Consider the following 16,684-nt stretch of genomic DNA (forward strand, 5'->3'; position numbering starts at 1 on the left):
GCCCGCTACTGGCCATCGACGGCATCTGCGGGAGCGAACGAACTCCCGGGACCCGCAAGCAAAGTGTTGGGTCCTGCCGGACGGAGTTCAGCAGTCTCCACGCCAATCTGTTTCAGGGCAGCGAAAGCCTCGAACTCGTCACGGCCTTTCATCATGACCGAAACATGCCCGTCGTCTGTCAGGGCAACTTCGTCCGTTGGCCGCAGGATGGCCCTGAGGTCCGCTCCCTCGGGCAGTTCGAAGCGCACCAGCGTGGAAAGGTCGGAGTGCAGGGAGCGCGGGTCCCGGCCCTCGCGGCGTATCTTCTCCTCTTCCAACAGGACGCCCGTGAGGAGCCTGGTGCTGCGATCCCAGGTAAAGCATCTCGCCCATTCCTTGCATTCCACTGAAACGTCCCTGGCTGCGTCCGGCTCACCCATGACCGGCAATGCCTCGACCATGGCTTTCCCAAACTCCTTGGGTGTATCCACCAACCAGCCTGTCCTGCCATCCACCACGGAGTCCCGAATGCCCGGTACCCGCAAAGCAAGGCAGGGCACGCCCCACGCGGCGGCCTCGATGACTGAGCAACCCCAGCCTTCCGAGGCTGAGGTGGAAGCAGTCAGCCAGGCCCTGCTCAGCAATTCGTCACGGACCTCATTGGGCTGGTACCCGTGGAACGTCACCGCATGATCCAGGCCCAGGTCCATGGCCAACTGCTGCAGGCGTGCCCGTTCCGGACCGTCCCCGACGATGTCCATCCGCAGTTTGGGGATACTCCGTGCGGCCACGGCGAATTGTCCCAACAGCAGGTCCAGCCGTTTGTGGGGTACCAGTCGGCTGACGACGGCGAGGGTAGGCCTGAGTGCGCGGGCGGCAACCGGCCGCGGACTGTCCGTGGTTCCGTTGGGAACCACATGGACGGGTCCCGAGAATCCGAGCTTACGCAGTTCCAACCTGGTGGATGCTGAGACCGCCACGATGGAGCGCTGCCCGTACACGGATTTGGCGCCTGAACTTTCCAGGAACCGGCCGACCGCCGCCATGGGAGGTGAGAACTTGGTACGGAACTGTTCCTGATGGACATGGTGGATCAATTGGATGATCGGGATGTCCCGCCGCAGGAACAAGGGAGAGAAGAACGGAATGCCGTTCTGGCAATCCACCACGGCATCAAACTGACCGTTGGTCCGCAGGAGCCGCAACGCCGAATGGGCGTAGATGGATAGGGCTCCGCCCCCGCGCACTATGCGGATGCCGTCGATGAGGTCCTCAGCGGACTGACCGGCGTCGCGTCCCGTGAACCAGGTGACCTGGACTCCGTGTTGCACCCATCTCCTGGAGATTTCATGCATGTACTGCTCCGCGCCACCAGCCTGTGAGTGCTTGATGTCGCGCCAGTTGAGGACAAGCACGTGCTTCCCCGCAAGCCGGGATGGAGAGTTCAGGTCGGGTAGAGCAAAGGTCATGGTGTTGCTTTCTGGAGTTGAAGCACCGAGGCGAAGCTTGCAACTCCGTCCTGGAAAGGGCGGAATGTCGACTCCGCGCCGTCGGTCCACGCCACGGGCAGTTCGATAATGCTGGCGTTGTTGTCCTGGAGCCGGAGAAGCAGCTCAACGTCAAAGGCGAACCCGGTGCTGCGGCATTGCACCATGGCAGCTGTCAGGGCATCGCGTTCAAAGAACTTGAAGCCACACTGGGTGTCCTGGATGCCCTTCACCTTGGACCGGGTCAGGACCCTGAACGCCGTTCCGCCCACCCGGCGCCCAATGTGTTGGGGACGGACGAAGGTGGAGCCAGGGGCATGGCGGGACGCGATGACTGCGGCCGCACCGTTGGACAGGTGGGTCATGGTTTCGGTGAGCGTTTCCAAGGGAGTGGCCAGGTCGGCGTCGAAGAAGCCGGTGAACCTGGACGTTCCGCTGAGGAGGCCTCGGCGGACTGCCGCTCCCTTGCCGCGGCGCGAGCAACCTACGACGGAGATGGGAACCACGCCCCCTTTCTCGCGGGAGATCCTGCGGACAACCGCAGCGGTCTCATCAACACTGCCGTTGTCCACCACCACGATGCGTGACGACCACGGCTGGGTCGCCAGGAAATCGACTGTCTGCCGGAGGGTACCTGGAATCCTGGCGGCCTCGTTGTAGGCCGGGATAACCACCTCGAGATCCACGTGGGAGCGCCGCAGAGTCTCTAAATGTCGGCGTGCTTGTAGACCTCCTCTCCTGCCGATGTGCACACTGTGGGATTGCAGCAGAACCATCTGAGCCTCCAAATATCCGGTAGCGGGAACGAAAGCATGCCCGCAATATATGGAGTGGCGGAACCCGGCAACTCATGACGCCAATCCTGGTTTGTGGTCCAAGTCGTGGACTGCTGCCGTGGCCGTGGGCGCTTCCCGGCGCTCTGAGCGAAATTGCTGGTTGGTTGTCTGTGCCCGTCTATAGAGTTGCCACATGAGCCACTCATCTTCCGTTCCTTCGGCCGCCCCGGAAACTACTGCCCCGGAGTCACATGTTGGGCCACCTGTCGCCAAGCGGGTGCCCACGCGCCGCGAACACCACGGCGATGTTTTTGTGGACAACTATGAGTGGCTGAGGGATAAGGAATCCGCGGAGGTGGTGGAACACCTCAAGGCCGAGAATGCCTACCAGGAAGCTGTCACCGCGCACCAGGAGCCATTGCGCGAAGCCATGTTCCAGGAGATCAAGGGCCGCACGCAGGAGACCGACCTGTCCGTGCCCAACCGGAAGGACGGCTGGTGGTACTACAGCCGGTCGGTGGAGGGCAAGGAATACAGCATCCAGTGCCGTATCCAGGCAGAAAATTCAGGCGACCCAGTGGCGGACTGGACTCCCCCTTCGGTGGAGGCAGGCGTCGAGCTCCCGGGCGAGGAAATCCTCCTCGATGGCAACGTCGAAGCTGAGGGAAAGCCGTTCTTCAGCGTTGGTGGTGCTGCGGTCACCCTGGACGGAAACCTCTATGCGTATGCAGTGGACAACGCCGGAGATGAACGCTTTACCCTCCGGATCAAGGATCTCCGCACCGGTGAGCTCCTCCCGGACGTCATCGAGAACATCTTCTACGGTGTGGCTTTCTCCCCTGATGGCACCCGCCTCTTCTACACAGTCGTAGATGACGCCTGGCGTCCGTACCAAGTGAAAGCCCATGTCCTGGGCACTCCGGTAGCCGAGGATGAGGTGCTGTACCAGGAGGACGACGTCGCCATGTGGCTAGGTTTCGACCTCGCCTCCGACCGGCGTCACCTGGTGCTCAGCATCGGCTGCTCCGAGTTCAGCGAAACGCGGTTGCTCCGCTTCGATGACTACGAAGCCGGCCTCAGCACCGTCATTTCCCGCGACGAACGTATTCTTTACGAGGCCGAGCCGTTCTTGCTCGATGGCCGCGAGACCCTCCTCCTGACCCATAACAAGGACGCCATCAACTCCATGGTGAGCCTGGTTGACCCCGCCGAACTCGACAAGCCGCTCGAACAGCAGGACTGGCGGACCGTCGTCGGGCATTCCGACCAGGTGCGCGTCAACGGCGCGGGCGTAACGTCCACGCACCTTGTGCTCTCCATTCGCAAGGACACCATCGAACGGGTGCAGGTGCTGCCGCTTGCCGGGCTTGGTACTGCGTCGCAAGGCACCCCGGTGGAGCCAGCATTCGATGAGGAACTGTACACAGCGGGCGTTTCCGGCTCTGACTATGAAGCTCCCGTGATTCGCATGGGCTACACCTCCTACTTCACGCCGTCGCGCGTATACGACTTCGTCCTGCCCACCGCCGAGTTGCCCGCAGGCCAGTTACTGCTCCGCAAGGAAAGCCCGGTCCTTGGTGGCTACAGTTCCACCGACTACGTCGCCACCCGCGAATGGGCAACGGCCGACGACGGCACCCGGGTCCCGCTCTCGGTGCTGCGTCACGCTTCGGTTCAGCAGGACGGCACCGCGGCGGGCCTGGTGTACGGCTACGGATCCTATGAGATGAGCATGGATCCGGGCTTCGGCGTGGCCCGCTTGTCATTGTTGGATCGCGGGATCGTCATGGTGATCGCCCACATCCGGGGCGGCGGCGAGCTGGGACGCCACTGGTACGAGGACGGCAAGAAGCTCAGCAAGAAGAACACCTTTACCGACTTCATCGCCGCGACTGACTGGCTCGCCGGATCAGGCTGGGTTGACCCGTCACGCGTAGCGGCCATGGGCGGCTCGGCCGGCGGCCTTCTCATGGGCGCCGTGGCGAATATGGCCCCCGAAAAGTATGCCGCGGTGGTGGCACAGGTGCCTTTCGTGGACGCCCTGACCACCATCCTTGACCCGGAGCTTCCGCTGTCCGCCTTGGAGTGGGAGGAATGGGGCAACCCGATCACGGACCCCGAGGCCTACGCCTACATGAAGTCCTACACTCCCTACGAGAATGTTGCGGCTGTGGCCTACCCTAAGATCGCTGCAGTGACGTCCTTCAACGACACCCGGGTGCTCTACGTCGAACCCGCAAAATGGGTGCAGGCGCTGCGTTCCGTTTCCACCGGGACCCAGCCAATCGTCATGAAGATCGAGATGGATGGCGGCCACGGCGGCGCATCGGGCCGGTACGTGCAATGGCGCGAGCGGGCATGGGATTACGCGTTCGTCGCGGATTCCGTGGGTGCTACGGAGCTTCTCCCCGGAGCTGGCCCCAAGTAGGAGTTCATCGTTGGCGGGCCCGCAGCAGTGCGAAGTACCCCGGGATCACATCAGGGGCGGAAGGGTTGCTGAGCGGGCGCGTCTCGATGCTTGCTGAGCCTTCCTCCACCAGGTTCCAGTCCGCCGTCGGGAATGCCTTTGCGCGTTGCTTGGCACCGAAGCGGCCGGGCATCGGCAGCCCACGAATCGCCCACTCGAGCGGTCCGGGGATGGATTTCCTCGTAGCTCCGAGGTGGCTCACGTAGTCCACCGGAGTGCCCGGAAAATTTGTCTCTGCCAGGAAAACCCCGCCCCGGGCCCCGACGACGGGCAGCAGGTTCGCTGCCAGTGCGGCACGGCCGTCGCTGTCCAGTACGTGCAGGACACCGCGGATGAACACGTTGGCGTCGCCCGTCCAGCCTGCCTCGGCCAGTGCCGCCGCCACAGTAGCCGCAGCCTCCGGTGCGGTCATATCGCAGACTGCGAATGACGCCGTCGTGATGTCCGTTGATTCCTGCCGGGCCCGGTCAACTGCATTCGCCGAGTAATCAAGTCCCACAGCGAGAGGGAAGTGCCGTGCAAGAAGGCGGGTGAAGCTGCCGTTGCCACACCCGACGTCCACTACGGGAAGATTCGGGTCCAGCTGCGTCACCTTGGGCAGGTAACCGTTGAGTTCGTGGTCGCTGCCCGAATCCCACAGGACGTCACCAGCGGCACCTGTCGAGCGGACGTCGCCCCAGTACCGGTCCCACGCCGTTAGCGGGTCCTTGGGTGCGCCGGAGGAGAGCCTGATGAGGCGTGGAATCAGCAGGTACTTCCTGAGGGCGGAGAACATTCTCCAAATATAGGTGGCGTTATGCCTCCACCAGCCACTCCAGGGCTTCTGTTTCGGAAGTGAAGAACTTGGTGGGGCACGGAGGCTTCATGATTCCAAGAAAGAAATTTGCAATCACCCTGTCAACCGGCGACGCACCCCACAGGGCGATTCGATTGGCTTGGCAGGGCTTGGCGAACACTGATCTGGCGCCACGGGTGACGTCGTCCGTCGTCGCCATGTCAACAATCATGGGGTGCCGGTCTTCGCCGCACAGTTCATTGACCCTGTCCATGGCCCGTTGGGCATCCGATTCCTGGATCCTGGCACCGCGCGGCCACGTCAGGCGGAGGATTCCCTGCTCTTCGAGTTCAAGTTCGAACGACACCTGCTGGTTGTCTTGCGGTGTTGCGTGCTGATCCAAAGTGCTCCTCATGCGTTTCGGTGCCTGTGTCGGGGCTGACGTCGTCACCCGGTTCGGCTTCCTCAAGGCTGACGAATCCCGCGGCCAATGTAAAGGGTGTGTTCCACGACTCAACAGGACCATTTCACGCGGGGAACCCGCGAGCCTCAATGCCGCTGATAAGGTGTTGCCAAATCCGGAAATACCGTGAATGGAACGTTGGAACGGAAGGGGCTCCGTGGGCGAGACCGTTGCCGATGTACAGCATTCTCCGTCCGCCCTTGTGGCGGATTCGGATGGGGACCGTTTGGCCGCTGCCCAAGCTGCGCTCACCTCAGCCGGGTTCGACGTTTTTACGGCTTCGGATAATGCAGCTCTGGCCCTCCAGCTCCAGCACCACAGCCCTTCCGTGATCGTGGCTGGCAGCAGTTTGGCACGCGGCCTGCGCAATGCGGGGATTCCGGTGCTGTTGCTCCTGGACGCCGAAGAATCCGTGGACTTCGCCGACGTCGAGTCCTGGCGGATGGCGGACTACGTCCTGGGTCCGGTGCGGGCAGGGGAACTGGTACACCGCGTCAGGACCCTGATCGGCCGGTCAATGGAGCGCGACCGTTCCCGGGGCGAGATAGAAGCCCTCCGCGAAAGCCTCCGGAATGTGTCCTCGGCGATCCGGGAAACCAACGAGCCGCAGCTGATCGCCGACCATGTGGTGCGTGGTTTCGGCGAGGCCCTGGGCGTGGACCACGTCTGGTTTGCGACGTTCCGGGACGAACGCGTCCCCAACATCCGCGCCCAATGGAACCGTCAGGGCGTGCCACCCCTTCCCGCGAGGCTGGGGGACAGTGAAGACGCCATCACCGAAACAGCCAACAGGCTGTGGGCCGAGGCGGACGTCCTTGCGGTGTCGGACCACAGGAAAGATCCCGAATCACCGATCGCCAAGGCCTTGCGGGAATGGTCCTGCGAGCTGCACCCCGTCTCCACCGTGCTGCTGCCGGTCGGCGAAGGCGCAACTGCCATGGGCATCATCCTGCTGTCCACAGTGCAGGACGAGCACGACTGGACCCGTCCCGAGATCGCGCTGATGCAGCACGTGGCCGGGAACGTGGCACACGGCCTCATCCAAGGCCATCTCATTAGCGCCCAGCAGCGGGTGCTGCACCAACTCCGGCAACTGGACAAGGCCAAAACCGACTTTCTGGCCACCGTGAACCATGAGCTGCGTACTCCCTTGACCTCCATCACTGCGTACCTCGACATGATCCAGGACGGTTCGGGCGGCCCGGTACCTGAAGGCATTTCCAAGATGCTGGACGTCATTGGCCGGAACTCGGATCGCCTCCGCCGGCTCATCGAGGACATGCTCACTGTGTCCATGCAGGACGGCAGCAACCTGGACCTCAAGCCTGTGGACATCGCCAAGCTGCTCCAGGTAGTTGTGGCAACGCTGCGGCCCCTGGCCGAGTCCCGGCACGTTTCCGTTTCCTTCACGGAGGCGAGCGAGGACATCGAAATTACGGCCGACGAAGCAAAGTTGGAGCAGGTCTTCACGAACATCGTGGCCAACGCCATCAAGTTCACCCCCGAGGGCGGCCAGGTAGGCATCACCAGTTCGGTGTCGGCCTCCGATAACGGCGCGCGGGCGGCCACTGTGCGGATCGCCGACAACGGCCTGGGCATCCCTGAGCACGACCTCCCCCACATCTTCACGCGCTTCTACCGGGCCTCCAATGCCACCTCCGCCGCAGTCCCCGGCAGCGGCCTGGGGCTGGCCATTGCCCACGACATCATCAGCCGACACATGGGCCGGCTCCTGCTGGATTCCACGCTGGGCTCCGGAACGACCGTGTCCGTGGAGCTGCCGGTGGGAGGTCCGTAAGCCGTATGACATCGCTGTCATGCGGGGCCTCCAGGGATTTGTCCCGCCGTCACTAATGCTCGACATGCGGCGAAACAAAACTGATGCCCCGGGCAGCGGCCCAGGGCATCAATTTATGTCATATGGCCTCGAGAGGCGCTCCCCCAATGTTTAGTTTGGCCACCAACCGATGCTGGTGGTGTTCGTCTTGGTTGTGGTGACGCTGTTAGGCCACCAACCAATGGCCGAGCTGTCCTGCGAAGAGTCGGCATTGGCTGGAGCAGCGAATCCCGTTACTGCCAGAACCGCCGCCATGAGCAGGGTTGCCGCAAATTTTTTCATCCGCTATGCCCTTTCGTACTGATGCGAATTTGTTGTGTGTGACTTGAATAAAGTCACGGGGCAAACTATACGAGCTTTTCGTCTCTAATGACATGGATAATGGGCATATGCAAAGTCCGCAGCTCGCCGCCCACGTAGTAGCCGGGCTTTCGGCACGAGCCAAATGGAAGGAGCGGGACTTCGACGAAGCCGCCCGTTTGGCAAGTGACGCCGCCGCGTTGGCTACGCTGGCCGGCGACGAAGAAGCATGGTGGAACATGCGCTACCTGCAGGCTGAGTGCCTCCGTGACCAGGGTCGGATCGAGGAATTCCTTGCCTTGGCTTCCGAACTCAACGATCACGCCCTCACAGCCACCTCAGCAGAGCTTGGCGCGAAGGCCGGGACCATGGTTGCCGTTGCCCTCCAAGGGCTGGGCCGGTTGGCGGAGGCGGCGACCATGGCGGCAGACGCAGCGAAGCTTGCGGCCCGGGACGCCGACCTGCTCTACGTCCAGATCCTCGCCCAACGCGCCCTGATCGCCGCCCTGGCAGAAAGCCGCCTGCTCGATTACGCCTGGCGGGAGTGCCTGGCCTTGGAGACCCTGCTGACGGACGATGTGGACGAGGACACCGCGGGTAAGGGCTACTGGGTGATTGGCAACGTTGCATTCCTTGCAGACCGCGTCAACGACGGAGGGCGCTATCACGACATGGCGGCAGAGCTGCTGTCGCCTTCAAAGGACGTTGATCTCTGGGCCCGCTTCAACAGGGCCTCCGCCGAAATGCGCCTTCAGGCCAAACTCAGCGACGCCGCTACCCTCCGCTGCATTGAAAGGGCCGAGCTCGCCACGGACATTGTGGGTGGCTCCGAAAGGGACCACTTGGAAATGTCCTTGGTCCGGGCCCATTGGCATTTCCTCAGCGGAGATATGCAGCAGGCTGCGGCCATCCTTGAACCGCTTTGCGCGCGGTCCTCCATTTTGGCCACCCAAACCTCCGCGGAAGCCCACTTCCTCCTCGCGCGGACGCTGCTCGAATTGGGGCGTCGAGATGAAGCGCTTGCGAATTTTGACGAAGCAGCGACACTGTTCGAACAGGCCGCATTGCCTGAACGAAGCGTCGCAGTCCGCGAACACCTGCGGCATGACGATGAGCGACGAGGCCAGCCGTACGGGGGGTGAGCATGTCCGAAGGAAATGTCTCCAACGAGGATCCCCGTTTGGGATTGCTGCTGGACGGCATCGTACGGTTGGCAGCTGGCGACCTGAACACCAGGATCGAAGTCTCCGACGCACGCGATGAGATCGATGCCGTGATCATGGGTACCAACCTCCTGGCCGAAGACCTCCAGATCATCTACGAGGAACTGGAGCAGCGGGTCAACGCCAGGACGCAACAGCTCAACGAGGCACACCTGGCGATGCGCCACATGGCCATGACCGATCCCTTGACAGGCTTGAATAACCGTTCCGCGTTCGCCAACGCACTGGCCGAGGCCCAGGCGACCGGGCAGAAGGGCAACAAGCGGCCCGCCATCCTGCTGCTGGACATGGACGGGTTCAAGTCGATCAATGACACCTTGGGCCACACCATCGGGGACAAGGTCCTTGAAACCGTTGCCGCACGGATCAGCGGAGCAGTCCGTGAACAGGACATGGTTGCGCGCATGGGCGGCGACGAATTCGCCGTCATGATCCCGGACGTAACGCCTGCCGAAGCGGCTTCAATTGGCAATCGCATCCTTGCGTCCGTGGTGGGCGTCATGGAGATCGAGGGCCAGCATCTGCGTTGCGGGGCCAGCATGGGCCTGCGGATGGCTGACCCCGGCCACGGCGCCGAAGAGCTGATGATGGAAGCGGACATCGCCATGTACGAGTCCAAGGCGGACGGACGGGGCAAGCTCAAGGTGTTTGAACCGGCCATGCTTCTTGCGCGGCAAATGCGGAACCAGCTGGTGGGCGAACTCAAAGAGGCCATCGCCGGTTCGCAACTGGTGCTCTACTACCAGCCGATCATCCGTTTGGACACCCGTGAAATAGAGGGTGTGGAGGCTTTGGTCCGCTGGAACCACCCCACCCGCGGGTTGGTCATGCCGGACGAGTTCATCCCGATTGCCGAGGAAACGGGCATGATCTCCGATTTGGGCGGTTGGGTGCTCCGCACCGCCGTCGAGCAGTTAAGGCAATGGCGCAGCGACCCCCTGACGGCGGGCCACAACTTCAGCATGCGCATCAACGTTTCGGCCGCCGACCTGCAGCGGCTTGAGTTCATCGAGGATGTCAGGGAAGCGTTGGCGTCCGCGGACCTGGACCCATCGCTGCTGGTGCTGGAACTGACCGAAAGCGCCGTCATCCTTGGTAACGACCTGGACCGCTACACGCTCAACAGCCTGCGCCGCCTGGGCGTGGGACTGGAGATCGACGACTTCGGTACGGGCTACTCCTCCATCAGCTACCTGCGTCGGCTGCCCGTCGATACCGTCAAAGTGGACCGGACCCTGCTATCCGCCCTGGGCAGCGACCCCTCACAACCGGCACTGCTCGCCGCCGTCCTGCAGCTTATCCGGGCCTGTGGCCTGAATGCCGTGTGGGAAGGAATCGAGACTGCCGAGCAAGCCCAGTACCTCCTGGGCATCGGCTGCACCAGCGGCCAGGGTTACTACTTCAGCCGGCCGTTGCCCGGGGAGCAGCTAACGGAGCAGCTGAAGCACCACAAGACGTGGCCAGTCACCGAGGACTAAATGCCCGACGTCGGCGACTCACCGCCCGCTGCCGTCTGACCGCTGGTGGCCTGCCCACTCCGGGCCCGCCACTCGGTGTCCAGGATGGCATAGATGTTCTCGGTGGCCCACTGTCCCTTGTAGTGCCAGTTGTCCACAAGGGTTGCTTCGAGCCGCATACCCAGGCGTTTGCAGATACCCGCGGAACCGGCGTTGAGCGCATCGAGCTTGGCGTCGAGGCGATGGAAGGACAACGTCCCAAAAGCCAGTTCCATGACGGCTTGGGCGGCTTCCGTAGCGATTCCCTGGCCGCGGGCCTCCGGATGCAGGATCCAGCCCAGCTCACCTTGCCCCGTCCCCTCAAGCCATTTCAGCACTATCTCGCCCATCAGCCCGGGCTGGTCCTTGCGTTCAATGGCCAGGCAAACCCAGTCGCCTTCCTGCTTGAACTCGAAATTCGCATACCGTCCCAGGACCTCCATGGCCCGTGTCTTGGTCAACTCGCTGCGGAAGAGAAAGCGTGCGGTTTCAGGGAGGGACTGGTATCCGTGGAAACGCTCAAGGTCTTCAGCTTCGAAGCGTCGGAGGATGAGTCGGTCGGTGACTATGGGGAGCTCAATGTCGGGCATGAACATGAGGCTACTAGTCGCGGGTGAATAGTGGTCCAGTCTTGACACTTGGCGCGATCTGGGATTACCTAATGAACATTCGGTAAATAAAGCTGGAGGCAATGACGCATGGTTGAAACAACCCTCTCCGGTGCATCGCACCACATCCTGACGAACGACTACGCGTCCGAGTGGATGGGCATCCAGGTGCTCAAGATCGACGACGGCCACGCCACCATCCGGATGCACCTCCGTCAGGAGATGCTCAACGGCTTCGGCATGGCCCACGGCGGAATGATCTTCGCCTTCGCCGACACAGCCTTCGCACTGGCCTGCAACCCGGCCAACCCCACGCCCGAGGAAGCCGCCAACATCACGGTGGCGTCCGGCGTCGACATCAACTTCATCAAGCCGGCCTTCCAAGGCCAGGTAATCACCGCCGTCGCAAACCGCCGCGCGAGTACCGGCAGAAGCGGCCTGTACGACATCCAGATCTACGCGGCCGACCCGGCCCCCGCCCCCTCCCCTGACGCCGAGCCCGGCGAACTCATCGCTGAGTTCCGTGGCCGCAGCCGCACCATCTCCAAGAAGTAGGAACCCATGACGCAAAACACCGTGGCCGCACCCGAAGCTTCCTCGTTGAAGGAAACTGCCCCCGTGCTGGACCGTGAAGAGACCATTTCCCGCGACGAGCTCGAGGCCCTTCAACTGACCCGACTCCAGCACACTGTGGCCTACGCCTACGACCGCGTGCCCCTGTACAAGCGCAAGTTCGACGAAGCCGGGGTACACCCCTCGGACCTCCGCGAGTTGAGCGACCTCGGCAAGTTCCCGTACACCACCAAGGAAGACCTTCGCCTGGAATACCCCTTCGGGATGTTCGCGGTCCCCCAGGACCAAATCGCGCGAATCCACGCCAGCTCCGGCACCACCGGGCGCCCCACAGTTGTTGGCTACACCAAGAACGACCTCGCCAACTGGGCAACATTGGTGGCACGGTCATTCCGCGCATCCGGGGTCCGCCCCGGCATGAAGGTCCACAACGCCTACGGCTACGGCCTGTTCACCGGCGGCCTGGGTGCACACGCAGGCGCTGAAGCACTTGGCTGCACCGTCATTCCCATGTCCGGAGGCCAGACGGAACGCCAGATCCAGCTCATCCAGGACTTCAAGCCAGACGCGATCCTGGCCACCCCCACATACTTGCTCACCATCGCCGACGCCATGGCACACCAGGGCATCGACCCCACCTCCACCTCGCTGAAATACGCCGTGCTCGGTGCCGAACCGTGGACCGAAGAAATGCGCCACGAACTCGAAGTCACCATGAACATCAAAGCCTCGGACATTTACGGGCTCTCCGAGGTCATGGGCCCGGGCGTCGCCGGCGAAGCGGTTGAAACGCAGGATGGCTGCCACATCTGGGAGGACCACTTCCGTCCCGAAATCATCGACCCGTTCGACCACTCCACGGTCCTGGCCGACGGCGAACCCGGCGAACTTGTCTTCACATCCTTGACCAAGGAAGCGCTGCCGATCATCCGCTACCGCACCAAGGACCTCACCCGGCTGCTCCCCGGCACCGCCCGGCCCGCACACCGCCGCATGGGACGCATCACCGGCCGCAGCGACGACATGATCATCCTCCGCGGCGTGAACCTCTTCCCGTCACAGATCGAAGAAATCGCCCTGCGCATCCCTGAGCTCAGCCCTCACTTCCAACTCGAGATCACCCGACCTGAAGGCAAGCGCATGGACTCGCTGACGGTGAAGATTGAGCGCCGTGAGAACGTCCCGTCAGAGGCCGGCACGACGGCGGCACACACCTTGCGTGAGCAGATCAAGATTCACGTCGGGTCATCTTGCGTAGTGGACGTTGTGGAGCCCGGTTCGCTGGAGCGCTCCAACGGCAAGCTGCGCCGCATCTACGACCTGCGTCCCAAGGGCTGATCCGCTTCGTGAGAAAATGCCAGCATGCCTACTGAGACCAGCACCAAACGCGGACGGCCCGGCTACGACCAGCAGTCGGTGCTCCGCATCGCCGTCGACGTCTTCAACCGCCACGGCTACGACGCAACGTCCATGGGCATCCTGGCTGAAAACCTGGGGATTTCGAAGTCCGCCATCTACCATCACGTGCCGTCCAAGGGCGATCTGCTGAAGCTCGCCCTGGACCACGCGTTGGGCGGCCTGGAGGCCATACTGGAGGAACCTTCCGCGACCTCCGGGCCGGCCGACGCACGTCTTGAATTCGTTCTCCGGCAGACCATAGCCGTGCTGGTGGAGCGGCTGCCGTTCGTCACCCTGCTGCTGCGCTTGCGTGGAAACACGGAGATCGAACGGGACGCGCTGGAACGCCGGCGTGCATTCGACCACAAGGTGGCTGCCCTGATCTCCGCAGCCCGCGAGGACGGCTCCCTGCGCCAGGACATCGATCCCCGCACCGTCACACGCCTGCTGTTCGGCACCATCAACTCGATCGTGGAGTGGTACAAGCCCGGGGGCTCGCTGTCGCCGGAGAAGCTCGCGGACGACGTCATCACCATGGCTTTCGACGGCCTCCACACGACCTCCTGACCCTCACTCACAACCCGCCCCCTTCCAGCCGACGCTCCCTCACATCCCGGCCCCTTCCAGCCGACGCTCCCTCACATACCGGCCCCTTCCAGCCGACGCTCCCTCACGTACCGCTATATCTACACTTCGCTCTTATGGACGCGCCGGCGCAACTGCGGGCATCCTCGGCCCACGCGCGCTCACTAGCTGACCGCAGAATGGGTCAACAGCTGATTTTTGGTAAGCCAGCTCGCGAAAAGCAGATGGAGTTCCCCTGTTAGGGCGAAGATTGCCGCTGCGGCGATTGAACTGGACATCGTCGAGAACGAAATGCATGTGCTCGAGGTTGGGATCCTCGCCCCCACCGACTTCCATGTCATTGGCATCGATGGAGTGCCTGGTACCGCCGTCGAGCATTTCTCCCTGGCTGTCTTCAACCCACGACGAAGCGCCTTCCCACAGTCTGTGGGAAGGCGCTTACGTGAGAGAGGATCCCACCCAAAAGGCGCTTACGTGAGAGAGGGTTACTTCTCCACGAGGGTGAGGACGTCGTAGGTGGCCACGATTTCGTCGTTCTGGTTAGTCAGGACGGCGTCCCAGGCCACCTCGCCGTATTCGTCGGTCTCGCGAGGGGTGATCTTCTTGGCGGTGAGGGTCACGCGGATCGAATCACCGGCGGCAACAGGGGTGATGAAGCGCAGGTTCTCCAGCCCGTAGTTAGCCAGGACGGGGCCCGGCGCGGGCTCAACGAACAGCCCTGCAGCCCAGCTGAGGAGCAGGTAGCCGTGTGCCACGATGCCCGGGAAGAACGGGTTGGCTTCGGCGGCTTCCTGGTTGGTGTGGGCGTAGAAGGTGTCGCCAGTGGAGTTCGCGAAGGCGGTGATGTCCTCCAGCTTGACCTCACGGAGCTCCGAGCGCACAGCATCTCCGATTCGGAGGGACGCCAACGACTTCCGGAACGGGTGCTCTCCTTCAGTTTCCACAGTGAAGTTGCGCTCAGCTCCCGTGTGCCAAACACCTGTGACGGCCGTCAGCATGTTGGGCGAACCCTGGATGGCTGTGCGCTGCATGTGGTGCAGAACGGAACGGATACCGCCCAGCTCCTCCCCGCCCCCGGCACGACCCGGACCACCGTGGACAAGGTGAGGAACCGGGGATCCGTGGCCGGTGGACGAGCGGGCGTCCTCGCGGTTGAGCATGTGTACACGCCCGTGGTGGGCCGCAATGCCGAGGACCAGTTCCTGCGCCACGGCGGGATCGTTGGTGCACACCGATGCCACAAGGGATCCGGATCCTCGGGCAGCCAAACGGATCGCATCGGGCAGGTCCGAGTAGCCGATCACGGAGGACACCGGCCCGAAGGCTTCAAGCGAGTGCACTTCCTCAGCTTCCGCATCGGCCCAGCTCAGCAGTACGGGAGACATGAACGCGCCGTCTTCTACAACTCCCACAGCGCCCCCAACCGAGGTGACCGAAGGCGAATCGAGAGATCCGTACGCGAGCTCCCCACCGGCGTCGAGCATTGACTGCACGGCCGCGCGGACGTCGGCGAGCTGATCAAGCGACGCCAAGGCGCCCATGGTGACGCCCTCGGCGCGCGGGTCACCGAGCACAACGCGCTCGGTGATGCGGGCACCGACGGCGGCGGCGACCTCAGCGGTCAAGGCCTGCGGAACGATGACGCGACGGATCGCGGTGCACTTCTGACCGGCCTTGACCGTCATCTCGGTAACGACGGCCTTGATGAAGGCGTCGAATTCCGGAGTTCCGGGCACGGCATCAGGGCCGAGGATGGCGGCGTTGAGCGAGTCGGTTTCGGAGGTGAAACGGACGCCGCCCTGAACGACGTTCGGGTGGGACTTGAGCGACTTGGCCGTGGACGCAGAACCCGTGAAAGAGACGAGGTCGCGATAATCCAGCTCGTCCAGGAGCGTGCGGGCCGAACCCGAGATCAGCTGGAGAGCGCCGGCCGGCAGGATGCCGGATTCAATGATGGCCCGCACCGCAGCCTCCGCCACATATCCGGTGGGGGTTGCTGGCTTGACGATGGTGGGCACACCGGCCAGGAACGACGGCGCGAACTTCTCCAGCATGCCCCAGACCGGGAAGTTGAAGGCGTTGATCTGCACAGCAACACCGGGAATGCGGGTGTAGATGTGCTCCGCGACGAACGATCCGTCCTTGGAGAGCGTCTCCATGGGACCGTCCACGATCACCTGCGAGTTGGGCAGTTCCCTCCGGCCCTTTGAGCCGAAGGTGAAGAGCACACCAATGCCGCCGTCGATGTCGATCATGTTGTCGATCTTGGTGGCACCGGACTGGGACGATGACGTGTACAGTTCCTCGCGGCGCCCATTGAGGTACATTGCAAGCTCTTTGAGCTTGAGGGCCCGCTGGTGGAACGTCAGCTTTCCGAGTTCCGTTTGGCCCGTGGTTCGGCCGTGATGTACGACGGCGGCAAGGTCCAGCCCATCGGTGCTCACGTTAGCCAGCACTTCTCCAGTGCTGGCATCGCGGACCGGGACTTTCTTCGCATCGGGCGCCGGCGTCCACCAGGCATCCTGGACGTAGCTGGGGACGGTGGCAACGGCTGTGGTTTCCGGGGCGACTGCTGTAGTGGTCATCGTCGACGGGTCCTTCCAAGGCACATGAAAGCGGCACGGTCATTGCTGACTGGCGCCAACATTACTGACCGGCCGTTCGGTAATATATACAGGGTACATGAATGCCCGGAGGAGTACAGCAGTAATTTACGA

General features: G+C 62.9%; 14 protein-coding genes. 7 read left to right on the forward strand and 7 right to left on the reverse strand.

Translation table 11 applies throughout. The features are described 5' to 3' along the window. Window positions 1-5 precede the first annotated feature (5 nt). Window positions 6-1,448, reverse strand: a complete 1,443-nt coding sequence (locus J2Y68_RS17315) for a glycosyltransferase family 4 protein (RefSeq protein ID WP_309995136.1) — start codon at window positions 1,446-1,448, stop codon at window positions 6-8. Beyond that, window positions 1,445-2,152 carry a glycosyltransferase gene (locus J2Y68_RS17320; protein WP_309995138.1) on the reverse strand — a complete coding sequence of 236 codons (708 nt, stop codon included), beginning with the start codon at window positions 2,150-2,152 and terminating at the stop codon, window positions 1,445-1,447. Before J2Y68_RS17320 ends, J2Y68_RS17315 begins: the two co-directional genes overlap by 4 nt. 283 nt (window positions 2,153-2,435) lie before the next feature. Between J2Y68_RS17320 and J2Y68_RS17325 the strand changes: the two genes are divergently transcribed. Further along, entirely contained in the window at window positions 2,436-4,670 is a 2,235-nt protein-coding gene (locus J2Y68_RS17325; RefSeq protein WP_309995139.1) for a S9 family peptidase, read from the forward strand. A gap of 4 nt (window positions 4,671-4,674) precedes the next feature. On the opposite strand, the gene J2Y68_RS17330 is transcribed toward J2Y68_RS17325, so the two are convergent. Both J2Y68_RS17330 and J2Y68_RS17335 read right to left on the reverse strand, forming a co-directional pair. Continuing rightward, window positions 4,675-5,484 carry a class I SAM-dependent methyltransferase gene (locus J2Y68_RS17330; protein WP_309995141.1) on the reverse strand — a complete coding sequence of 270 codons (810 nt, stop codon included), beginning with the start codon at window positions 5,482-5,484 and terminating at the stop codon, window positions 4,675-4,677. Between the two features lie 19 nt (window positions 5,485-5,503). Then, window positions 5,504-5,887 (reverse strand): DUF7793 family protein, encoded by a 384-nt coding sequence (locus J2Y68_RS17335; protein WP_309995143.1) that lies wholly within the window; start codon window positions 5,885-5,887, stop codon window positions 5,504-5,506. A gap of 217 nt (window positions 5,888-6,104) precedes the next feature. Here J2Y68_RS17335 and J2Y68_RS17340 point away from each other — a divergent pair, with 217 nt between their 5' ends. After that, the gene (locus tag J2Y68_RS17340) at window positions 6,105-7,745 is read left to right on the forward strand and encodes an ATP-binding protein (protein ID WP_309995146.1); all 1,641 of its coding nucleotides are present in this window, start codon (window positions 6,105-6,107) and stop codon (window positions 7,743-7,745) included. Between the two features lie 150 nt (window positions 7,746-7,895). Here the strand turns inward: J2Y68_RS17340 and J2Y68_RS17345 are convergent, their stop codons facing one another. After that, window positions 7,896-8,066 (reverse strand): hypothetical protein, encoded by a 171-nt coding sequence (locus J2Y68_RS17345; protein WP_211711919.1) that lies wholly within the window; start codon window positions 8,064-8,066, stop codon window positions 7,896-7,898. Between the two features lie 107 nt (window positions 8,067-8,173). On the opposite strand from J2Y68_RS17345, the gene J2Y68_RS17350 reads away from it, so the two are divergent. After that, window positions 8,174-9,226, forward strand: coding sequence for a hypothetical protein (locus tag J2Y68_RS17350; protein WP_309995148.1), 1,053 nt, complete (start codon window positions 8,174-8,176; stop codon window positions 9,224-9,226). A 2-nt stretch (window positions 9,227-9,228) separates the two neighbouring features. Continuing rightward, complete coding sequence (locus J2Y68_RS17355; RefSeq protein ID WP_309995150.1) at window positions 9,229-10,785, forward strand: putative bifunctional diguanylate cyclase/phosphodiesterase; 1,557 nt, start codon at window positions 9,229-9,231, stop codon at window positions 10,783-10,785. On the opposite strand, the gene J2Y68_RS17360 is transcribed toward J2Y68_RS17355, so the two are convergent. After that, window positions 10,782-11,393, reverse strand: coding sequence for a GNAT family N-acetyltransferase (locus tag J2Y68_RS17360; protein ID WP_309995152.1), 612 nt, complete (start codon window positions 11,391-11,393; stop codon window positions 10,782-10,784). The two genes, J2Y68_RS17355 and J2Y68_RS17360, sit on opposite strands and share 4 nt — an antisense overlap. Window positions 11,394-11,501: 108 nt before the next feature. On the opposite strand from J2Y68_RS17360, the gene J2Y68_RS17365 reads away from it, so the two are divergent. Genes J2Y68_RS17365 through J2Y68_RS17375 form a run of 3 tightly spaced genes read left to right on the forward strand, consistent with a single transcriptional unit; the run spans window position 11,502 to window position 13,949 of the window. Continuing rightward, complete coding sequence (locus J2Y68_RS17365; protein WP_211711915.1) at window positions 11,502-11,966, forward strand: hotdog fold thioesterase; 465 nt, start codon at window positions 11,502-11,504, stop codon at window positions 11,964-11,966. Between the two features lie 6 nt (window positions 11,967-11,972). Further along, window positions 11,973-13,322 carry a phenylacetate--CoA ligase PaaK gene (gene paaK, locus J2Y68_RS17370; protein WP_309995154.1) on the forward strand — a complete coding sequence of 450 codons (1,350 nt, stop codon included), beginning with the start codon at window positions 11,973-11,975 and terminating at the stop codon, window positions 13,320-13,322. Between the two features lie 24 nt (window positions 13,323-13,346). Then, window positions 13,347-13,949, forward strand: coding sequence for a TetR/AcrR family transcriptional regulator (locus J2Y68_RS17375; RefSeq protein ID WP_309995156.1), 603 nt, complete (start codon window positions 13,347-13,349; stop codon window positions 13,947-13,949). Window positions 13,950-14,452: 503 nt separating this feature from the next. On the opposite strand, the gene paaZ is transcribed toward J2Y68_RS17375, so the two are convergent. Then, entirely contained in the window at window positions 14,453-16,552 is a 2,100-nt protein-coding gene (paaZ, locus tag J2Y68_RS17380; protein WP_309995158.1) for a phenylacetic acid degradation bifunctional protein PaaZ, read from the reverse strand. Between the last annotated feature and the right edge of the window lie 132 nt (window positions 16,553-16,684).

This window comes from Paenarthrobacter nitroguajacolicus (assembly GCF_031455195.1).
GTDB classification, from domain to species: Bacteria; Actinomycetota; Actinomycetes; order Actinomycetales; family Micrococcaceae; genus Arthrobacter; species Arthrobacter nitroguajacolicus_D.

Bases quoted from the DNA above. Each gene is read 5' to 3' on its own strand.
- J2Y68_RS17325 (WP_309995139.1), top strand. From the start codon at position 2,436: ATGAGCCACTCATCTTCCGTTCCTTCGGCCGCCCCGGAAACTACTGCC.
- J2Y68_RS17365 (WP_211711915.1), top strand. From the start codon at position 11,502: ATGGTTGAAACAACCCTCTCCGGTGCATCGCACCACATCCTGACGAAC.
- J2Y68_RS17375 (WP_309995156.1), top strand. From the start codon at position 13,347: ATGCCTACTGAGACCAGCACCAAACGCGGACGGCCCGGCTACGACCAG.
- paaK (WP_309995154.1), top strand. From the start codon at position 11,973: ATGACGCAAAACACCGTGGCCGCACCCGAAGCTTCCTCGTTGAAGGAA.
- J2Y68_RS17315 (WP_309995136.1), bottom strand. From the start codon at position 1,448: ATGACCTTTGCTCTACCCGACCTGAACTCTCCATCCCGGCTTGCGGGG.
- J2Y68_RS17350 (WP_309995148.1), top strand. From the start codon at position 8,174: ATGCAAAGTCCGCAGCTCGCCGCCCACGTAGTAGCCGGGCTTTCGGCA.
- J2Y68_RS17355 (WP_309995150.1), top strand. From the start codon at position 9,229: ATGTCCGAAGGAAATGTCTCCAACGAGGATCCCCGTTTGGGATTGCTG.
- J2Y68_RS17360 (WP_309995152.1), bottom strand. From the start codon at position 11,393: ATGCCCGACATTGAGCTCCCCATAGTCACCGACCGACTCATCCTCCGA.
- J2Y68_RS17345 (WP_211711919.1), bottom strand. From the start codon at position 8,066: ATGAAAAAATTTGCGGCAACCCTGCTCATGGCGGCGGTTCTGGCAGTA.
- J2Y68_RS17330 (WP_309995141.1), bottom strand. From the start codon at position 5,484: ATGTTCTCCGCCCTCAGGAAGTACCTGCTGATTCCACGCCTCATCAGG.
- paaZ (WP_309995158.1), bottom strand. From the start codon at position 16,552: ATGACCACTACAGCAGTCGCCCCGGAAACCACAGCCGTTGCCACCGTC.